This window comes from Microcystis protocystis FBCC-A270 (assembly GCF_050500235.1).
In the GTDB taxonomy this organism is placed as follows: Bacteria; Cyanobacteriota; Cyanobacteriia; order Cyanobacteriales; family Microcystaceae; genus Microcystis; species Microcystis ichthyoblabe_A.
The window spans coordinates 836094-853555 of record NZ_CP191407.1 but is presented as its reverse complement, the minus strand read 5'-3'; the positions used below and the strand labels follow the sequence as shown (position 1 = coordinate 853555).

The following is a 17462-nucleotide window of genomic DNA, read 5'->3' as shown; positions in this document are numbered from 1 at the left end:
TCATCTGTGGGGGTGAAAATTTTTTCATCGGGACTGACTCCTAACTCCTTAATTCTGCTGTGTTAGGGCAGCCAACGGGGTTTAAAACCAGGGTTGAGTTCTTGAGGTAAAATTTTCGGGATGCTATTGGGACTGAACTGATCAGGAAGCGGTAATAACCAGAGACGACCATCGGCAATACTCGACCCCTCCCCAGTGACTAAATCATTTCCGACTCCAAAAGGTATGGTTGCTAACTGATCAAATAATAAAGCCACGCCATCGGGAGACATACTCATCTGCACGTCACGATAATTAGGTAAGGCCAGCAGGGGGATCATTTTACCCGTTTTTAGCTCAATAATCGCTAAAAATGGTTCTTCTTTCACCTTGCCATCGCTGCCCATAACCAGATCGCTTTTCAGACAGTAAAGGGTTTTTTCCTGTCGCGGTTCAAATTCACAGCTAATAATCGGATTAGCTGTTCTTAATAGTAGTCTTGACTCTCCCTGATCATTGAGCAAAAATAGCGATCGCTGATTATCTGGTTCCGATTTCACCATGAGTTTTTGGCGACCATCCCGGGAAAAAGCGAGTATTTTCTCGTAGGTGGGCAAAAATTGCGGTTTTCCCCCTTGCACATCCAAAGGAATCACCGCTACCCCTCCCGTTTGACTGACAACCGCTTTTTTACCGTCGGGAGATAGTAAAAAAATATCCCCTTGTATTCCTAACGGTCGCGATTGTCCATCATCGCTGATTACCCATAAACTGGCATCCCCCGGATTCCCGTGATTGATTCTCTGCACGATTAGGGTTTTGCCGTTATCTGAGAGATTAAATCGCAGATTTTGATAGGTTTTCGCATCTAAAAACCTTTCTATACGACCACTAGGCAAATTTTGACTATTTTCGTCATGATTTAAACCCGTGGTAATTGTGTAAAGTTGCTGTTTTGGGGTATCTCGTCCTAAGTCAGAGCGATCAAAGGCCGAGAATAAAATTCTATCCCCCCTCGGATAGATTTGAAAATCCGTGACCACTAGATCCCCAGGGGTAAGGATGGTTTTTTTCAGTTCTGTGACCTTATTTGCCCCCTGAATGATATTACAGACGATTAAACGGCCTCTTTCCTCTTGGTTGACTCCAATATAGGCAAAAGCTCGATCGTGGCTGTAAAATTCGCCGATAAAGTCCTCACCTTGGGCAATGGGTAACTTTACTTGATATTTCTTGCCGTAGATGGGCAATTCCGTCAAAGTATAGGTCAAGCGATCTCCGGCCCAGCTAATTTTACCCGGTAAGGGAGGATTGATCACCAAGCTGGTTTCTATATCGGAACGGTCAATCGGTCGATTAAAACTTAAAGTAAAATAATTGTCCCTAACGCCGATTTTTCGCCCTTGCCAGCTAAAATTCTCCCCTCGGGTCGGGACTTGATTTCCCTGGATCAAAATCGACGATATCGCGGCAATTAAAGCCAAAATACTCGCTAAAACTAAGCGATCAAACCAAGCTAATCTTTTCATCAGTTATCAGTTATCAGTTATCAGTAGTCGGTCGTCGGTCGTCAGGAGATTGCTTTTATTTATTCTCCCATCTCCCCCCTCTACAATAATTACTCGCCACCAGAAACACCTTGCGCCTGTATCATACTTTGTGCTTTTTGTCAAAAAAACTTTTTTTTTGCAATAAAACTACATAAAAAAAAGATCATCGTTGTGGGTGAAATTGACTGATTTACCCGTTTTAATTAGGATCACCTTCTAGGTTTGACAAGGGTTTCAACCATTGCTGGCTAAAAAAGCACAGAACAACCCATTCTGAAATTCTATCAAATCGCTGTAACCAGCATAACATCGTTGTTAAATAAAAATCTTTCTCAATTAATTCTTAAGAATTTATAAATATTGCGGAATGTTAATTTAAATATTCTCAAGTTTTTACGGTCAATAAATAATTTTTACTTATCTTTGTCCAAAATTGGGTTAGAAGTCAGTTATCAGTTATCAGTTATCAGTTCACTGAGAAAACTCCCCACACCCTACACCCCACACCCCACACCCCACACCCCACACCCCACTTTCTTATCAGCTTTAGTAATGATTGTCATCGGTTTTTTCAATCGAATAAATAAAAACGCCCCCAAAAAGGAAGCGTTTTTTAACTTATCATGAGGACTTAGCAAAATGTGTGCAGAGTTAGAACGCGGATGTTGGATGGGGATCCAGCATCTGTTTATTTTTAACCATCGATCGCCGGCACTGTCAAGGCCATGGGAATAGCATCACCGGAAGCTAAATCGAGGGGGAAGTTATGTGTTCAAGTGTATTTACAGCCCCGGCAATGGTGTCCCTTTTTTGGGTTTATTTATTTCAAAAATTATCTCTTTATTTGTATATTTTTAAACTTGTATAAAATTGATTTAAGTTTTGTAAAAAGTAGTTGACAAAATCCAATCTAGATGGAATAGGACTCTATCCTTAAGGTTGACAAAATGTGGTAAGGTGGAGTGAGTAATAAAACTGATCACTAACCTATTATCAGTGACAACTGCCAAATTCACCAGAGAAGGCTAAATATAACTATGTCCAAACGGTTTAAATTCGACTCCTCCGAGATGATTTATCTCACCGATAAACTGATGAATGTGGCCAGCAATCGTTACTCGATCGTCGTGCAGGTCGCTAGACGGGCCAAGCGGGTCCGCTACGATACCGTAGAAAATATCGACGACCCGATGATTAAACCCGTCCAACGGGCCCTGATGGAAATGACCGACGAATTAACCGAACCGGAATTATTACGCGATTAATCCCCTAAAATTGCTGGGGAGCAACCCCTAAACTTCATCGGGGTTGATACCCAGCGCTCTTAGTCTTTCCGCTAGTCGTTGGGCTTTTTGTTCCGCTTCCTGTTTGGCTAAACCTGCTTGAGCGGCGATCAAACGTTCTTGAGCGGCGATCGCACTTTCCTCTCGATACTGGGAAGAAGGCGATTTTTATTGTAGGAAAGGTTAACCATAGCGATTGTTTTGACTAGGGAAATTACCAAGTATTCGGTTGAAAGTCGGCATCATTAATAATAGCCACCGTATCCCCGGAGGGTTTAATCACAAATAGACCTTTTTTATAAGCATAGCGATCGATTCCCTCGTTGATTTCAATTCCTGCCACTGCACCGTAGGCTCGATAGTTTTGATAATGGGGAAAAGCGATTTTAAAACGAGTCAATTTTTCAATAAATTCATCTACATCATCTTGAGATAATCTCGATTTACATTCCACCACCACGAGATCGGTATCATCCACCCCTAGGATATCAATTTCCATGGCGATGCCCTGACGTTTGACTCTAGCGCGGGGATAAACTTCTTTAATATCAATGCCTTTTTCCTGAAAAAGCCGTAAAACCGCGGGTTCTACCAACTCTTCCACAAATCGACCCCAGCGAGTGGTCAGACTATCTACCGCTTTGCTGGTTCGTTCTACGGTGCGTTTCAGTTCTGTCATCGAGCGATCGCTTTCTAGTTTAGATTCGGCCAGGAGGTTCTCTATTTCGACTCTATGGCGATCATATTCCGCCTTGGATTGGGCAACCAGGCGATCATATTCCGCCTTGGATTGGGCAACCAGGCGATCATATTCCTCAGCCCGGCGATCATATTCCGCCTTGGATTGGGCAGCCCGGCGATCATATTCCTCAGCCCGGCGATCATATTCCGCCTTGGATTGGGCAGCCCGGCGATCATATTCCTCAGCGGAAGCGCGGAATAGCTGGTAAATATCCTCAAGAGTTACTGGTTCACTCATAGACTTGCCTCTAAAACACCCCTGATCATTTTAGCGATTCCGTCGAGAAGCCGGACGAGAGCGAGAGAGCAAAACGGCAAGAAATATTAAAATTATGTAAAACACTTGACAAATGTGGGGTTTAGGGTGGTTTTTTTTCTGGAATTTACCTAAAATGTCGGATGAATACCCCTGCAAGCGTGGCGTTTGATTGATGCCAATTCTAGCAGATAGCATCAATGCGCTCTGACCAAGGTAGTCCTGGCAGCGATAACCACAGCGCGCAACTTCCGCAAGAATGCTAATATAAAAAAGCTATTGGCTAATTTTTTCCTATTTTAACTCGCAATATGCTCCCGTCTAATCTCGATCGCATCGTCGAACGCCTCAAACGTCGTACCGATCCTAAGCAAAAATACGAACAATTACTAGCTTTTGCTAAAAAACTAGAACCAATACCAGAATCTGCCAAAATACCCACTAATAAAGTCCAGGGCTGTGTATCCCAAGTTTATATCACTGCCGACCTCGAAAATGGCCAAGTTTGGTACAAAGGCGATTCCGACGCGCAATTAGTCAAAGGTTTAGTTGCTTTGTTAATCGAGGGGTTAAATGGACTGACTCCCTCGGAAATCCTGCAAGTCACCCCGGATTTTATCGAAGAAACCGGTTTAAAAGTCAGTCTTACCCCTTCCCGCGCCAACGGATTTTATAATATTTTCCAATTAATGCAGAAAAAAGCTCTCGGTTTTCAGTTGGGAATGTCCGCTTAGATGTCTAGTTTTCTGGTTCCGGTTCCTTTGATTCGGGAATCTCGCAGTTTTGGAAACGAGTATCCACCAGCGAACGGGTGCAACCCCAATTACTCGGTATTCCCGACGGCCAACCCATCCGCAAAGCTTCCGGACAGATGGCCATCACCGTTAGCTGACAGTCAATTAACTGAAAACCCTCTTTCTCACACTGTTTGAGACTGTGTTTGAGAATGGAATCATTGTTAAATTCGATGGTTTTATTACACTGAATACAGACCAAATGATGATGGTGGTGGGGATAGGGTTGATTGAGTTCGTAGTGTTTATGACCCTCGGCCAATTCCAACTCCCGCAAAATTCCCATCCGCGACATTAGTTTAACACTGCGGTAAATCGTCGATAAACTAATTCCTTCCCCCCGTTTGTCCAGTAATTCCTGCAATTCTTCGGCACTGAGATGATTGCCTTTCGGTAAATTCTGGAAAACGTGCAGAATTTTCTCTCGCTGGGGAGTTAAGCGCCACCCCCGTGCATTGAGTTCCGCTTTCAGGGAGGAGGCAGTGTAGGCAGACATAAGCGATCGACTCTCAATAAAAGCTATTTAATTGACAATGATAGTCGTTTCGGCGAGCCATTGGCAACAGTTTTCAGTAGTTGAAAATTCAACCCCCATTCAAGTATGAAAAATTACTATGAAATCCTCCAAATTCCCCGTAATGCCAGTAATAATCAGATAAAAGCCGCTTTTCGTCGTCTGGCCCGGCAATATCACCCCGATTATAATCCCAATGATCCAGAGGCAGTGACAAAATTTCGCGAAATTGAACAAGCTTATCGGGTTTTGAGCGATAAAGACAAAAGAAAAGAGTATGATCGCAGTTTATCCCCAGAAATACCCACTTTTAACCGTAGTGCCGAGGATTTTTATCAACAGGGATGGCACTACGCTCAAGAGAAAAATTATCAACTAGCGATCGCATTTTACCAGCAAGCGATCGCAATTAATCCGCAATTTTGGCAGGCCTATCTGCAGCGGGCGGAAGTTTACTACCATAATCAGCAGGATAGGCAAGTTTTAAGCGATTGTCGGCAAGTTTTGCAGTTAAAACCCGATTGTTCCCAAGCTTACTATTACCTCGGTTTATCCCGTCAACGACTCGGTTACACCCAATCCTCCCTAGAAGCTTATGGCAAAGCAATCGCCATTGACCCAAATAATCCCCAATTCTATTATCAAAGAGGATTGGCTCTAGAGGAACTCTCGGAACTGCCAGCAGCACGAAAAGATTTCCAAATAGCAGCTAAGAAATTTAAGCAACAGGGAAATTTTCGCCGCTATCATGCCATTGCTAATAAGTTAAGAGACTCTCATAAAAGTTATCGACAACGGCAATCAATCAAGTGGTCAAAAACTCTTTTTATTGTTTTTAATTTGCTGAAAATATCTTTTTTATCTTTGCTCAAACCCAAGACCGGTCTAGCACAGTCTTTTTTAAAGCTTAACCGTAATCAGGCTTTGGCTACAGGGGTATTTGCGGCAATAATCAGCAGTTTTTTTATCGCTTTGACTTGGCAAAACTGGACAGTTAAATCCGAGTTTTTACTGTTATTAGGCTGGGCAGTATTTCCTTTTATTATTCTGACTTTATCTAGTTGTTTGGGCAGAAAATTAAGTAATAAATATGGTAGTATCGTCGGTGATATATTTTTAGGTGGCTTAATAATTTTGCCCTTTTCCCTCGTCATTTGGCTCACTTCCTATTTATCCATAAATGGCGATATTATCGGCGCAATTATCGGTGTAACTGGCGGTTATCTAACCGGAATTCTCTACTATGGTTATCGCCATTTATCCAATATTTCTTCGCCGATATCTTTACTTTTACTCCCTTTTGTGCTAGGTTTTCTTACGGTTAATATCTGGGTAGTTTATTATTATCTCTAAATCTTCTGGGGTATTACAGTTAAATAAAATCTCGGAATTATCGATAATTAATTCCTCCACCACAGCGACATTTAACCATTTTTGAAAAGAAGTGTCTCCCTGCTTAATATAAGTCTGCAAAGATGCTAAACAACGACGATGATAAAAAGCACAGAGAGGCTCCCAACGATTGCCGCACCGAGGAACCGAAGCCATAGCATTTTCTGGTACAGTGGCTAATAATCTTGACCATTCTTGAATAATTGAAGACCTGAGTAAAGGTAAATCGCAAGGGAGTAATAAAACCCAATCGGTTGATACAAAAGTTAATCCCAAGGCAAAGGCCAATAAAGGCCCCCTAGTGGGGAGAGGTTCCTTGATTATTTGGCAGTATTGGGGAATGATCAGTTCATAACGTTCCGGCCAAGGCGTAATCACAGACACTTGTACTGCACAATCTTGGGCAATTAAACAAGTATTCTCTAGAAAAGAGACACCCTGAAAAGATAACAAAGCTTTATCTCGTCCCATGCGGGAACTTTGACCACCAGCCAGAATTAACGCCGTTAAAGCGGGAAAATAACTCATAATAACCAGTTTTAAAGGATAAACCACAGAGGCACAAAAAACACAAAGAAAAAGACAGAAAGAACAAGAGAACCTACAAATCTAGGCAACTTGCTCAAACCTATGCTAGTCTCTTGACAATTAATAATGTCTCCCTAAATAAGCAATAGATGAATTCCCATTTAATCAAAGTTCCCTTTGTTGATTTAACTTGGCAAAATCAGCCCCTACAAGCAAAAATTACCAAGGCAATCCAAACAGTTATCGACCGGGGAGATTTTGTTTTAGGCCAAGCTTTAGCCGAATTTGAAACCGCCTTCGCCCAAGCTTGCGGAGTCGAGTATGCTGTGGGAGTAGCTTCTGGCACTGCTGCTCTTGCCCTGGCTTTACAAGCTTACGGCATCGGTGCCGGGGATGAAGTCCTAGTCCCCGCTAATACCTTTGTCGCCACCCTCATGGGTGTTATTCAAGCGGGGGCCAAACCGATTTTAGTTGATTGTCACCTCGATACAGCCCTAATTGACCTTGCGGCGGCCGCCCAAAAAATTACCCCCAACACCCGCGCCATTCTACCCGTACACCTGTACGGACAGATGGTATCACCCCAACAATTAGAGGATTTTGCCCGCAGCCATAGTCTGACCATCTTTGAAGATGCAGCCCAGGCCCATTTAGCCAGTAGAGAAGGTTATCGCGCCGGCAGCGTCGGTGTGGCGGCGGGGTTTAGTTTTTATCCCAGTAAAAATTTAGGCGCTTTTGGCAATGGCGGAATGTTAGTGAGCAATGATCCTGAAATTAGCCAAAAAGCCCGCAGTTTAAGAAATTATGGCGCACCAAGCAAGTATTTCCACACCGATATCGGCACTAATAGCCGTTTGGATAGCATACAAGCCGCCATTTTAAACATTAAATTACCCCATCTGGAAGGCTGGAATCAGACCCGTCAGCGAGCGGCAAGACAATATGATCGGCTGTTGGCTCCTTTAGCCGATAAGGGCATTTTACCCATAAGAGACGAAACCGAGACTGGTCATGTCTATCATCTCTACGTTATTCGCCTCCTCCCCCATTGTCCCGTTGATCGCCAACAACTACAAGAACAATTAACTGCCGTCGGTATTCAAACTGGCATTCATTATCCGATTCCTTGTCATCTACAACCGGCCTATCGCTACCTGGGTTATCAACAGGGAGACTTTCCTAATTCAGAGATTCTCTGTGAAGAAATTGTCTCTCTCCCCATGTACCCCGGCATCAGCGAGGAGCAAATTGAAACCGTGGTTGAACAAATCACTGCGATCATCGGGTAACATAAATTCAGAATTTGTCACTAAATCGCTCCGTCAGATGGGTATTAGTCCTTCCTTATTCACCGTCTCCCAGAAAAATCGGCAATCTTGGCTGATGATCGGTTTCTTGGCGGTTATCTATGGTCCGGTGATCTTTCACTGGTACGATGGTTGGCTGAATAAATCGATCGGCATCGAACACGAATACTTTAGCCACGGCTTGATCGGCCTTCCCTACGCCGCCTATATTGTCTGGCAGAATCGCAAAAAATGGCAACGCCTCGAAGATCGCTCCCACCCCCTCGGAGCGTTTTTGTTAACCCTAGGAGCGATTTTGTATCTCCTCGGTTCCTCCCTTTGGGTTAGTATGTCTTTTCCGATTATTTTAGCGGGAATCTGTCTCTGGTTAAAAGGAAGGGAAGGTTTTAAATTACAGGGATTTCCTCTACTTTTAACGGCTTTAGCGACTCCTAATCCTATACCATACCTGATCGCTCCTTATACTCTACCCCTACAGGTTTTTATTGCTGCTTGCTCTGGTTTTATTCTCCAGCAAGCGGGCCTAGATGTCTCCGTTGACGGTGTCTATATAGCGGTAGAAGGTAGGATGGTGGAAGTCGCTCCCTACTGTGCGGGGCTGAAAATGTTATTCACCAGTCTTTACGTCACGCTGCTGCTGCTCCATTGGACTGATACCATCAAAAACGGCCGTAAAACCTGCTTTATGCTCCTCAGTGCCTTTGGAATTAGTGTCGGAGCTAACATCATTCGTAACGCGCTTTTAGCTTGGTTTCACGGCACAGGACAGGAGGAAAACTTTACATTATTCCACGATGGCTGGGGGGGCGATTTATACTCCGTCTTGATGTTGTTACTGATCTTTTTGGTCTTCCAAATCATGCAGTATCGCGAGGTAGTCAGGAAACAGTCCCTGGCTCAAGAGGAAGTTAACCAGGATGATTAGTCGAAAAATTCCGGACGAGGTAAGTTTAGTGTTAGATAAAATCAAAAAAAAGCTACCGGGTAATTATTTACTGCTGTTGTGCTTGCTGCTGATTTTGATTTTAGGGGGTATCTTACCCAATTTAATTTCTGGCCAGTGGTCTTGGCTGGATCAACCGAGAATCGGTAATATTCAGAAAATGCTGGCCCTACAAGAATCGGGAATCAATTTCTCTGACCTGAAAACCACCGACCGGAGCCAAGCTGAAATCGCTGAGGGAAAATGGTCGGTACAAGTGGTGGAAAGTCCTGATGGCAAGAGGATCACCGTGCTTTTAAAGCCACAGGTTTACTATAAAAGTCAACCGGGAGTAGAATGGTCAGATATAAGTTCTATTAGTCGTTGGAATCAGGGGGAAACAACCGAGCTATCAATTCCCACCCAGTCAGGAGGAAAGGCCACGGCTCGATTCTATCGGGCTTGGACACAAAGCACTTTTGCCGTGGTGCAATGGTATGCTTGGCTAGGTGGTGGTCATTACGATCCCTCGGTGTGGTATTGGCTTGACCAATGGGCGCAATTAAAAAGACAAAGAGTACCCTGGATAGCCGTTTCCTTGCTGATTCCCTTAGAACCGATGAAAGAACTGCAAACTCTCACTCCCTTTGCTCTCAATCTCGCCACGGAAGTGCAGAGTTACTTAGAACAAAATGTCTTAAGTCAATTAACTTCTCTGCCTGAGACCAAAAAAGAAAAGTAGTTTTTCTGCTCCCAACTATCTGTTTAAAAAAAACTAGCTCAAGGCACTTTTCTAGTCCTTAATAGCTTCTTTGTTCCTCTCCCACTAGATAACTCTCAGAAAATAAATTGATATATCTGTTTGACATCCTCACCGCCGTAAACGGACGGTGATTCCCAAACCTCACGATTTAGGTTTCTGCTTCTTTCCCTTGCGGGGTTCCGCACCTGCCTTAACAGATTTACTCTGTTCTGGTCTTATGGTCGCTCTACAGACTGACACCGCAAGCCCTGCGGCCAAAATATTTTTACTGGCGTTAATATCTCGGTCATGGTGTGTCCCACAGTCTGGACAGTCCCACTCTCGAACATTTAACGGCATTTTCTCAGCAATATGCCCACAATTACTACACCTTTTAGAACTAGGAAACCATCTATCTATTTCGATGTAATTTCTCCCATACCAACGGCATTTATAGGCTAATTGTCGAGTGATTTCACCCCAGCTAACGTCAGATATTGCCTGAGATAATTTCGGGTTTTTGACCATATTCTTGACGGCTAAATTCTCAACCACAATCGTTTGGTTTTCACGAACTAATTGAGTGGTTAGCTTGTGTAAATGGTCTTTTCTGCTATCGGTGATTTGAGCGTGAATCCTTGCTACTTTGATTCTCGCTTTTTCCCGATTTTTTGAGTCTTTCTGTTTTCTAGAAAGATTTTTAGATGCTCTTCGCAGTCTCCGATAATACTTTTTAAAATGCTTAGGATTAGATACTTTGTCACCATCGCTGGTAATCACGAGGCTACTAATTCCTAAGTCAATTCCGATGGCTTTATCTGTTACTGGTAAAGGCTTAATCGTTGGGTCATCAAATCTAATTGAAATATGCCAACGTCCAGAAGGATGTAATCTGACTGTTACTGTGCTTGGTTCACATCCGTCTGGTATTTGTCTTGACCATCGAATAGGTAAAGGTTCTGTGCATTTAGCTAAATAGATTTGTCTGTCTTTAAATTTAAAAGCAGACTTGGTAAATTCGGCACTTCCTCCTTGATGTTTTTTCTTAAAGTTAGGATACTTAGTACGACCAGCAAAGAAGTTAGTAAAAGCTGTTTGTAAATGTCTTAACCCTTGTTGTAAAGGTACACAGCTAACTTCGTTTAAAAACTCTAATTCTTCTTGTTTTTTCCAATCGGTTAGCATTGAAGAAGTTTCAGCATATCCTACTCTTTCTTGTCTTTCATACCATGCTTGTGTTCGTTCGTGGAGAGCTTTATTGTAAACTAATCTTACACAGCCCAATGTGCGCCGCAATAGCGACTCTTGTGTTGGTGTGGGGTAAAATCGAAACGAATAGGCTTTTTCCATGCCTCACATTCTAGAATATATCGTCTAAATGCGCTAGTATTTAACGGTAAAGCCGCCGTAAAACGGCGGGGTTTCAGACCCAAATTTTCGATGATTCCACCAATGCTCAACAAGTTTTTGCCAGTTGGTTTATTCAGAACCGGGGCCATAGCCTTATCAGGGTTTAGTCTGACAGGGTTCTTATGGGTAATTCCCTCCGAGAGCCTCAAGGCCCAGGGTCCTTTGTCCATTCCCCAGACTCAACCCGGATCTGGGTTAGAATTTTTGCCCCCCGAACCGCCTAATCCCACCTTTCCTGAAAACACGATTCCCCCCGCTGGCTACAGTCCACCGGTTTACTCTCCCAATAATCCCCAATCCCGACAAATTCAGACCTATCGACTCGATATAGGCGATCAAATTACTGTCTCGGTTCCTGATTTTCCCGAATTTAATTCCGCAAGTCCGGTGGATCCCGATGGGAATTTTCTAGTGCCGATTTTAGGCCGCATTCCGGTACTCGGCTTGACTTTAGACGAAGTGCAAACTAAAATCCGCCTCGAATTGGGGCGAAAATACTTGCGGGAGGAACCAGAAGTCATTGCTGTTCTAACCACTGCCCGTCCCGTCCAGTTGACCATTCTGGGAGAGGTCCAGCGACCGGGGTTTTATAGTATTGCTCCTAATACTTCCCTAGTACAGGTAATTTTGGCAGCGGGTGGTGGCACTCCCAGAGCCGATCTGCGTTCGATCCTTGTCCGTCGGGTTTTAGTCGATGGTACAGTGTTAGAGGAGAAACTTGACCTTTATACTCCCTTGATTAAGGGGGAACGCTTGCCAGATCTGCGTCTGCAAGGAGGTGATGCCGTGGTTGTTTCCAAGTTAGAAGTGGGCCAAGAAACGGGATATAATCGCACATTGGTGGCTAGAACCACCCTCGCCCAGCAGAATATCACCGTCAGGGTTTTAGCTCCCTCAATTCCTTCGGGAATTTCCCTGAGAAATGTTTCGATTCCTAATGGCAGTACCTTCCTCGATGTGGTGGCTAGTTTACCGGTTTCTGATCGCCTGCGGATTAATGTCAATGAAGTGTCCCTGCTACGTTTTGACAGTGCCAAAGGGGGAATTGTTAGTCAAACTTTGAGTCCGATAGCGGCAGTTAGGGGAGATATCTCCCAAAATATTCCCTTAGAAGATCAAGACGTAATTATCGTCACCCGCACCCTATTAGGGGAAATTTTCGCCGCTTTTAATATCATTACCCAACCCATTCGGGATATTTCCAGTTTTACCAATACAATTCTCGACTTTGGCAATCAATTCAATAACTTCAATAATTGAGGTGCAACTTGCTCCCTTCACTCCTTAACACAACTTCATAAGCTAGGATTTCAAGGACGAGAATAACTCTTGACCGCTAAAATGTAAAAAATCTGGGAATATATTAAAAAGCTATGGCTCTACCAATTGTTAAACGATTTCTCATCTCGCTAGATCAGAACAAATTTGTGGGAATATTCGTTTTCCTCGTCTGTTTAGGTGGTTCTGCGATCTTTGCTCTCCTCCCCGATCCAGAGAAACCCCCCACCTTTTATCGGGCGGTGGGACAACTAGCCTATCGGGTACCGCCGCCGGCTTTTACCAGTACGGGAACCCAACTGCAAGAACAAGGACGGGCTATCGATCGCGATTTACTGTTATCTCCCCGGGTATTGATCAATACAGCCAAAAAATTGCAATTTAATCAAGAACAGCTCGTTAAAATTCGCGATCAAGATTTAAAAATCACCTTCCCGGGTGAAGCGGAGGGAAAAAATAATAGCGATCAACCCCAAGAGATACTTTTAGAGTTAACGGCCGACTCCCAGGCCAAGGCGGAGTTAATTCTCGAAACCTTGATGAAGGAAATGGTGGAATACAGCCGCTGGATTAATACTTCCCAGTTACGCGCCCGCATAGAAGCTCTCGGTGTCCGGCTTAACGAAGTCCAAAAAGATTTAACCAGAGCCGAAGAAAAATTTTATCGCTACATTAGTAGCCAGGGTTCAGATTTACTGGCCATTCAAGATGGGAGTTTATTCGCCGCTATCACCAGTAGTCAACAGCAACAGCGAGAAATTCGTCTAGGACTGCAAGGCATTCAAGGACAAATTGATAGTCTGAGTAAACAACTCGATTTAACCCCCGATCAGGCCTACACCTCCTCAGCCCTTAGTGCCGACCCGATTATTGCCAGTATCCGAGCGCAGATCTTGGACACAGAGGCCCAATTGGAGCGACTAGAGAAGGATTTACGTCCCGAACATCCCGCCGTAGTTAAATTACGCAAGCAACAGGAAGTTAACGAATCTCTCTTACAAAAAAGAGCCGCCGAGGTGATCGGAAAAGATGGTGTCCTGACCTCTCTTCCCAGCAATCGCATCCGTCAGCAAAGTAATCTCGATGCCGCCCGTCAACAACTAGCGGGTCAATTAGTCGCCCTGCAAACTCAGCGCGAGGGTTTGATGAAACAATTAGAATCCTTAGTGACTCAGGAACAGCAATTACGCTCCCAATACGAGAAATTCCCCGATAAACAGCTACAGCAAGCTCGTTTAACCCAAGCCGTCGCCTTTCAAAGGGGTATCTACGAGAATATTCTCAATGCGCTGGTGGATGCTCAGGCCGCAGAAGCGGAAACCGTGGGTAGTCTCACCGTCGCCCAACCGCCGGTCGCTGAACCGATCGAACAGGTGTTTAACCGCAAGAATCGTCTCTTGATTCTCTTGGCGGGTGCTGGTTTGGGAACTTTAGCCGGATTGGGTGTGATCCTGCTGTTAGCAGTGATCGATGATCGCCTGCACAGTCCCCAAGAATTGCGGGAAGCTTTGGTTAGTCAGGATATACTACTCTTGGGACAATTGCCCATTGTCCGGAATTTAGAGGGCGAGGAAATCGATCCGATTCTCGCCGATGCTAATGCCAATTATCTCCCCTACTACGAACGTTTACGCAGTACCCTGCGACTTGTTGGCGGCAGCGAAAAGGTGAAAGTGGTTGTTGTCACCAGTATTACTGGCGGAGAGGGGAAAACCGCCACTGCCTATAATCTGGCCATCGCCGCGGCTTTAGCGGGCCGACGGACTCTGTTAGTCGAAGGAGATCTGAGAAGTCCTTCTAAGTCCGAAGAAATCGGAGTCACTCCCGATCCCAATTCTTTCCGAGAACCCCTACTTTACTACGGGGCAAAAAGTAAATCGATCCGGCTGGCCCCAAATATAGAAAACCTTTCCATTTTGCCTAGTCCCGGTCCGCAAAAACAAGCGGCAGCTATCATTGAATCGAGCGAATTACAATTGATTCTCAAAGATTCTAGCGGCCGTTTCGATCTGGTGATTGTCGATACTCCTTCTCTGTCTAGCTGTAATGATGCGCTGCTCTTAGAAGAACTAGCGGACGGGATTATTCTGGTAACGCGCCCGCCCATAACTCGTTCTAGTCTCTTGAGTGAAGCAACTGACCAGTTAACAGAAGCGGAAGTGAAAATTTTAGGGGCGGTGATTAACTACGTCGATATTACACCGACTCTCAACACCGCCGAACCAGGACTGCCGCCTTTGATAGTTCCCCCAACACGAGGACAAACAGAGACAGAGGAAGTGAAGGTGGAGGTATAAATCGGGTTACATTTAACAAAATCTTCGGGCTCGATCGAATTGTGGTTCTTGCCAAGAAAAAGCAAAATGACTGATACTATCTATGGTGGGAAAAGCTAGGCGAATCGCTGCCATTTGCACTTCTAAGGAGGGACGATTGTTATAGGGTTGTCCCCATAAACCGGCTAAAGCTGGGATAACAGGAGTTTGATTTCCCCTGCTTTCTACTACTCTTTTGATCTGATTAACTACACAGGTAGTATCGTTACAATTAGCGTAGGACATGGGATGCCATTCTAGGGAAGCGGGAAAACTATCCCAAGCTTGTAAACGGGAATCAAAACCTTGATTACCCACAAGACGATTCCCATCGGGAAAAAACACTGCTCCGGCGGGAATTCCCTGACGTTCCACCAGGGCAGAAAAATAACTAATATAATCAATGACACCCTGGGCAGCATGGGCAACCGCTAGGAACCAAAGTTCTAATTTGAGGCGATCAAAACGACTTTTAACTGATTGTTTCATCTCCTCTTCTAAAGGTATTCTTCCTTGCCAGAGAGGGGCAGTTTCTTGGGGATAAAGCCGATCGGCTTCGACGATATCATCAGGGGAAATTTTGCCACGAGTCAGATAGCGATCGATTAAAAATTTGCCCTTATTATTCAATCCTCGATTAATTAAAGCTTGTCGGGATGCCGGACTAAAAATCCATAAATCTTTGACATCATCAGCAACGGAATCGACTCCCGTTCCTCTGGGATAGCGAATATAATCAAATAAAACTCCATCGGGACGACGTTGTAAAATGGCTTCTAGGAGAATTAAATAATCCTGTCGCGCTTGATTGCTGTAGGGATCGACAAAAGTTTGGGATTGATCATCGACAAAAGAGGTGCTATCTTGTCCTTTACCATTGCGTGCTAATACCTCCTGTCGATAGGGTTTTAAGCTATAAGCATAGCCAAAATTGAGGCTAAATAACCAAGCATAAACCTTTAAACCGCGTTTATGTCCCTGTTCGATTGCCTGTGCTAATAAATCGACATTTCCGGCACTGGGATTTTTAATGACGCTATCCCAAACGGTGGGATTATTGTTAGGAGGTAATAAGACTTGACCATCGGCAAAAACTTCCACATAAACTGTATTATAACCTTTGGCCACGATGCGATCGAGGATACTTTCCATCGATCCGGGACGGCTATCACAGGAGTAGAGACGTAACCAGATCGCCTGTTCCTGTAACCAGTGTCGGGAACGGCAAAAGCGCAATTGTTCAGCATATTTCTGTACTAAGATGTTATATTCTTGGGGCGAGGTTTGACGGAGATTTTCTTGTTGTTGGATTTCTGATTCGGACAGTTGACAATTATCATTGACAGCGAGACTAGAGTTAATCCCTAGAGGACTAATCCAGAGGATTGTAGCGAGGAAACAAGATAGCGATCGCAGATAATTAACTTTCTTTAACATAGTTGTTCACAGCGTTTGCTATTTTTTATTGTTTTTATTTTCAGATAAATAGCCATTTTTCAGGAGAAAAGCGCTCAGAGCAGTGGGAAAGTCTGGATATTTTCCGATCACTGTATTTTCGCCATGGATATCGAGACCCCAATCGGAGTGTTTATCATAATTAGTGAGAAGAAATTGCCAAGCTTCTTCGTATTCTCCTAGTATAATTTTCTGTGCCACATAACCAGCCAAAATGCCATTAACTTCGCCTTTTTCTTTTTTAGCTAACTGAAAAGCTTTCAGCATTGCTGCTAAAGTTTTTCTTAATTCTTGGGGATATTTTCTAGTGACATCTGCTAATTTACCCTGTTGAAAAGTATAAATTTTGGAGGGAGGAAAAGAGGCAGCGTAGGAACTAAAAGCATATAAAAAAGAATTATCAACGGTAATAAATTCATAATTATTATCTCCATCTAAATCTTCAAAAGAACCACCACTACCATCTAAAAATCCCGTTTCTTCTCTAATAAATCTATCTTTTTGCCAAGTATAAATTACCAAAGATGTGCAGCAGTGAGCGCCGCCGCTATAGGTGGAGACGATAATCTCATCGATGCCATTATTATCTAAATCTCTTAATTCCACATAGCCAGATCCAAAGGCACTATACCCGCTATTTTGCTGATAAAGTTGCTCGTTATAAAAGATTTGATAAGAAACATTATTAAGATCAGAATTGTCATCAATTTTCTCGTTTAGGTCGATGGGTTGATAGCTAACTTGTACCTTAATTTTCCCCGATTTAATCACTTGATTTCTTAGGGGTTGACTGGTATCAAAATCGAGTTTAGTCACGGCTAAACTCGCGGCTGCATTGCCCAAAAATTGAGATAATAAGCAGCAAATAAAGCAAGTTTTGCTAATATCCATCGGCTAATTCCCAGAGAGAGATTAATATCAGTGTAAGTAGCTGGTTATAATTAAATTAAAAACGGATTTTAGGTTCGATCCCCCCTAGCCCCCCTTGATAAGGGG

Annotated in this window: 15 protein-coding genes; 8 read left to right on the top strand and 7 right to left on the bottom strand. The window is 43.8% G+C overall.

Going from position 1 to position 17462, the window contains the following annotated elements; all coding sequences use genetic code 11:
- Nucleotides 1-62: 62 nt before the first annotated feature.
- Complete coding sequence (locus ACQY1X_RS04100) at nt 63-1508, bottom strand: Ig-like domain-containing protein (protein WP_002735311.1); 1446 nt, start codon at nt 1506-1508, stop codon at nt 63-65.
- A gap of 1058 nt (nt 1509-2566) precedes the next feature.
- Between ACQY1X_RS04100 and ACQY1X_RS04095 the strand changes: the two genes are divergently transcribed.
- Nucleotides 2567-2794 (top strand): DNA-directed RNA polymerase subunit omega, encoded by a 228-nt coding sequence (locus ACQY1X_RS04095; protein ID WP_002737694.1) that lies wholly within the window; start codon nt 2567-2569, stop codon nt 2792-2794.
- A gap of 232 nt (nt 2795-3026) precedes the next feature.
- On the opposite strand, the gene ACQY1X_RS04090 is transcribed toward ACQY1X_RS04095, so the two are convergent.
- Nucleotides 3027-3791: a DUF3782 domain-containing protein gene (locus ACQY1X_RS04090; protein WP_287232694.1), complete on the bottom strand. Its 765-nt coding sequence runs from the start codon at nt 3789-3791 to the stop codon at nt 3027-3029.
- A gap of 329 nt (nt 3792-4120) precedes the next feature.
- Between ACQY1X_RS04090 and ACQY1X_RS04085 the strand changes: the two genes are divergently transcribed.
- Nucleotides 4121-4543, top strand: a complete 423-nt coding sequence (locus ACQY1X_RS04085) for a SufE family protein (RefSeq protein ID WP_069475603.1) — start codon at nt 4121-4123, stop codon at nt 4541-4543.
- A 4-nt stretch (nt 4544-4547) separates the two neighbouring features.
- Here ACQY1X_RS04085 and ACQY1X_RS04080 read toward each other — a convergent pair whose 3' ends face one another.
- Nucleotides 4548-5099, bottom strand: coding sequence for a transcriptional repressor (locus ACQY1X_RS04080; RefSeq protein ID WP_002737956.1), 552 nt, complete (start codon nt 5097-5099; stop codon nt 4548-4550).
- Nucleotides 5100-5204: 105 nt separating this feature from the next.
- On the opposite strand from ACQY1X_RS04080, the gene ACQY1X_RS04075 reads away from it, so the two are divergent.
- A complete protein-coding gene (locus ACQY1X_RS04075; protein WP_002773039.1) occupies nt 5205-6470 on the top strand; it encodes a J domain-containing protein in 1266 nt (421 codons plus the stop codon).
- Here ACQY1X_RS04075 and ACQY1X_RS04070 read toward each other — a convergent pair.
- A complete protein-coding gene (locus ACQY1X_RS04070) occupies nt 6423-7037 on the bottom strand; it encodes a molybdenum cofactor guanylyltransferase (protein WP_430015416.1) in 615 nt (204 codons plus the stop codon). The two genes, ACQY1X_RS04075 and ACQY1X_RS04070, sit on opposite strands and share 48 nt — an antisense overlap.
- 149 nt (nt 7038-7186) lie before the next feature.
- On the opposite strand from ACQY1X_RS04070, the gene ACQY1X_RS04065 reads away from it, so the two are divergent.
- The 3 genes from ACQY1X_RS04065 to ACQY1X_RS04055 are packed head-to-tail and all read left to right on the top strand — an operon-like array spanning nt 7187 to nt 10008.
- Nucleotides 7187-8326, top strand: a complete 1140-nt coding sequence (locus ACQY1X_RS04065) for a DegT/DnrJ/EryC1/StrS family aminotransferase (RefSeq protein WP_430015415.1) — start codon at nt 7187-7189, stop codon at nt 8324-8326.
- 37 nt (nt 8327-8363) lie between these two features.
- Complete coding sequence (gene crtB / locus ACQY1X_RS04060; protein WP_430015725.1) at nt 8364-9269, top strand: cyanoexosortase B; 906 nt, start codon at nt 8364-8366, stop codon at nt 9267-9269.
- Nucleotides 9262-10008, top strand: coding sequence for a cyanoexosortase B system-associated protein (locus ACQY1X_RS04055; protein WP_002735329.1), 747 nt, complete (start codon nt 9262-9264; stop codon nt 10006-10008). The genes crtB and ACQY1X_RS04055 overlap by 8 nt, the downstream gene beginning before the upstream one ends.
- 162 nt (nt 10009-10170) lie before the next feature.
- Here the strand turns inward: ACQY1X_RS04055 and ACQY1X_RS04050 are convergent, their stop codons facing one another.
- Nucleotides 10171-11358, bottom strand: coding sequence for an RNA-guided endonuclease InsQ/TnpB family protein (locus tag ACQY1X_RS04050; protein WP_430014026.1), 1188 nt, complete (start codon nt 11356-11358; stop codon nt 10171-10173).
- Nucleotides 11359-11460: 102 nt separating this feature from the next.
- On the opposite strand from ACQY1X_RS04050, the gene ACQY1X_RS04045 reads away from it, so the two are divergent.
- Both ACQY1X_RS04045 and ACQY1X_RS04040 read left to right on the top strand, forming a co-directional pair.
- Complete coding sequence (locus ACQY1X_RS04045) at nt 11461-12678, top strand: polysaccharide biosynthesis/export family protein (protein WP_002773033.1); 1218 nt, start codon at nt 11461-11463, stop codon at nt 12676-12678.
- 113 nt (nt 12679-12791) lie between these two features.
- Nucleotides 12792-14993: a GumC family protein gene (locus tag ACQY1X_RS04040; protein WP_430014025.1), complete on the top strand. Its 2202-nt coding sequence runs from the start codon at nt 12792-12794 to the stop codon at nt 14991-14993.
- 12 nt (nt 14994-15005) lie between these two features.
- Here ACQY1X_RS04040 and ACQY1X_RS04035 read toward each other — a convergent pair whose 3' ends face one another.
- Complete coding sequence (locus tag ACQY1X_RS04035; protein WP_430014024.1) at nt 15006-16448, bottom strand: family 10 glycosylhydrolase; 1443 nt, start codon at nt 16446-16448, stop codon at nt 15006-15008.
- 18 nt (nt 16449-16466) lie between these two features.
- Nucleotides 16467-17357 carry a hypothetical protein gene (locus tag ACQY1X_RS04030; RefSeq protein WP_123230979.1) on the bottom strand — a complete coding sequence of 297 codons (891 nt, stop codon included), beginning with the start codon at nt 17355-17357 and terminating at the stop codon, nt 16467-16469.
- Nucleotides 17358-17462 lie beyond the last annotated feature (105 nt).

Coding starts and splice junctions, on each gene's coding strand:
- crtB (WP_430015725.1), top strand. CDS start 8,364: ATGGGTATTAGTCCTTCCTTATTCACCGTCTCCCAGAAAAATCGGCAA.
- ACQY1X_RS04095 (WP_002737694.1), top strand. CDS start 2,567: ATGTCCAAACGGTTTAAATTCGACTCCTCCGAGATGATTTATCTCACC.
- ACQY1X_RS04075 (WP_002773039.1), top strand. CDS start 5,205: ATGAAAAATTACTATGAAATCCTCCAAATTCCCCGTAATGCCAGTAAT.
- ACQY1X_RS04065 (WP_430015415.1), top strand. CDS start 7,187: ATGAATTCCCATTTAATCAAAGTTCCCTTTGTTGATTTAACTTGGCAA.
- ACQY1X_RS04100 (WP_002735311.1), bottom strand. CDS start 1,508: ATGAAAAGATTAGCTTGGTTTGATCGCTTAGTTTTAGCGAGTATTTTG.
- ACQY1X_RS04055 (WP_002735329.1), top strand. CDS start 9,262: ATGATTAGTCGAAAAATTCCGGACGAGGTAAGTTTAGTGTTAGATAAA.
- ACQY1X_RS04080 (WP_002737956.1), bottom strand. CDS start 5,099: ATGTCTGCCTACACTGCCTCCTCCCTGAAAGCGGAACTCAATGCACGG.
- ACQY1X_RS04085 (WP_069475603.1), top strand. CDS start 4,121: ATGCTCCCGTCTAATCTCGATCGCATCGTCGAACGCCTCAAACGTCGT.
- ACQY1X_RS04070 (WP_430015416.1), bottom strand. CDS start 7,037: ATGAGTTATTTTCCCGCTTTAACGGCGTTAATTCTGGCTGGTGGTCAA.
- ACQY1X_RS04045 (WP_002773033.1), top strand. CDS start 11,461: ATGCTCAACAAGTTTTTGCCAGTTGGTTTATTCAGAACCGGGGCCATA.
- ACQY1X_RS04050 (WP_430014026.1), bottom strand. CDS start 11,358: ATGGAAAAAGCCTATTCGTTTCGATTTTACCCCACACCAACACAAGAG.
- ACQY1X_RS04090 (WP_287232694.1), bottom strand. CDS start 3,791: ATGAGTGAACCAGTAACTCTTGAGGATATTTACCAGCTATTCCGCGCT.
- ACQY1X_RS04035 (WP_430014024.1), bottom strand. CDS start 16,448: ATGTTAAAGAAAGTTAATTATCTGCGATCGCTATCTTGTTTCCTCGCT.
- ACQY1X_RS04030 (WP_123230979.1), bottom strand. CDS start 17,357: ATGGATATTAGCAAAACTTGCTTTATTTGCTGCTTATTATCTCAATTT.
- ACQY1X_RS04040 (WP_430014025.1), top strand. CDS start 12,792: ATGGCTCTACCAATTGTTAAACGATTTCTCATCTCGCTAGATCAGAAC.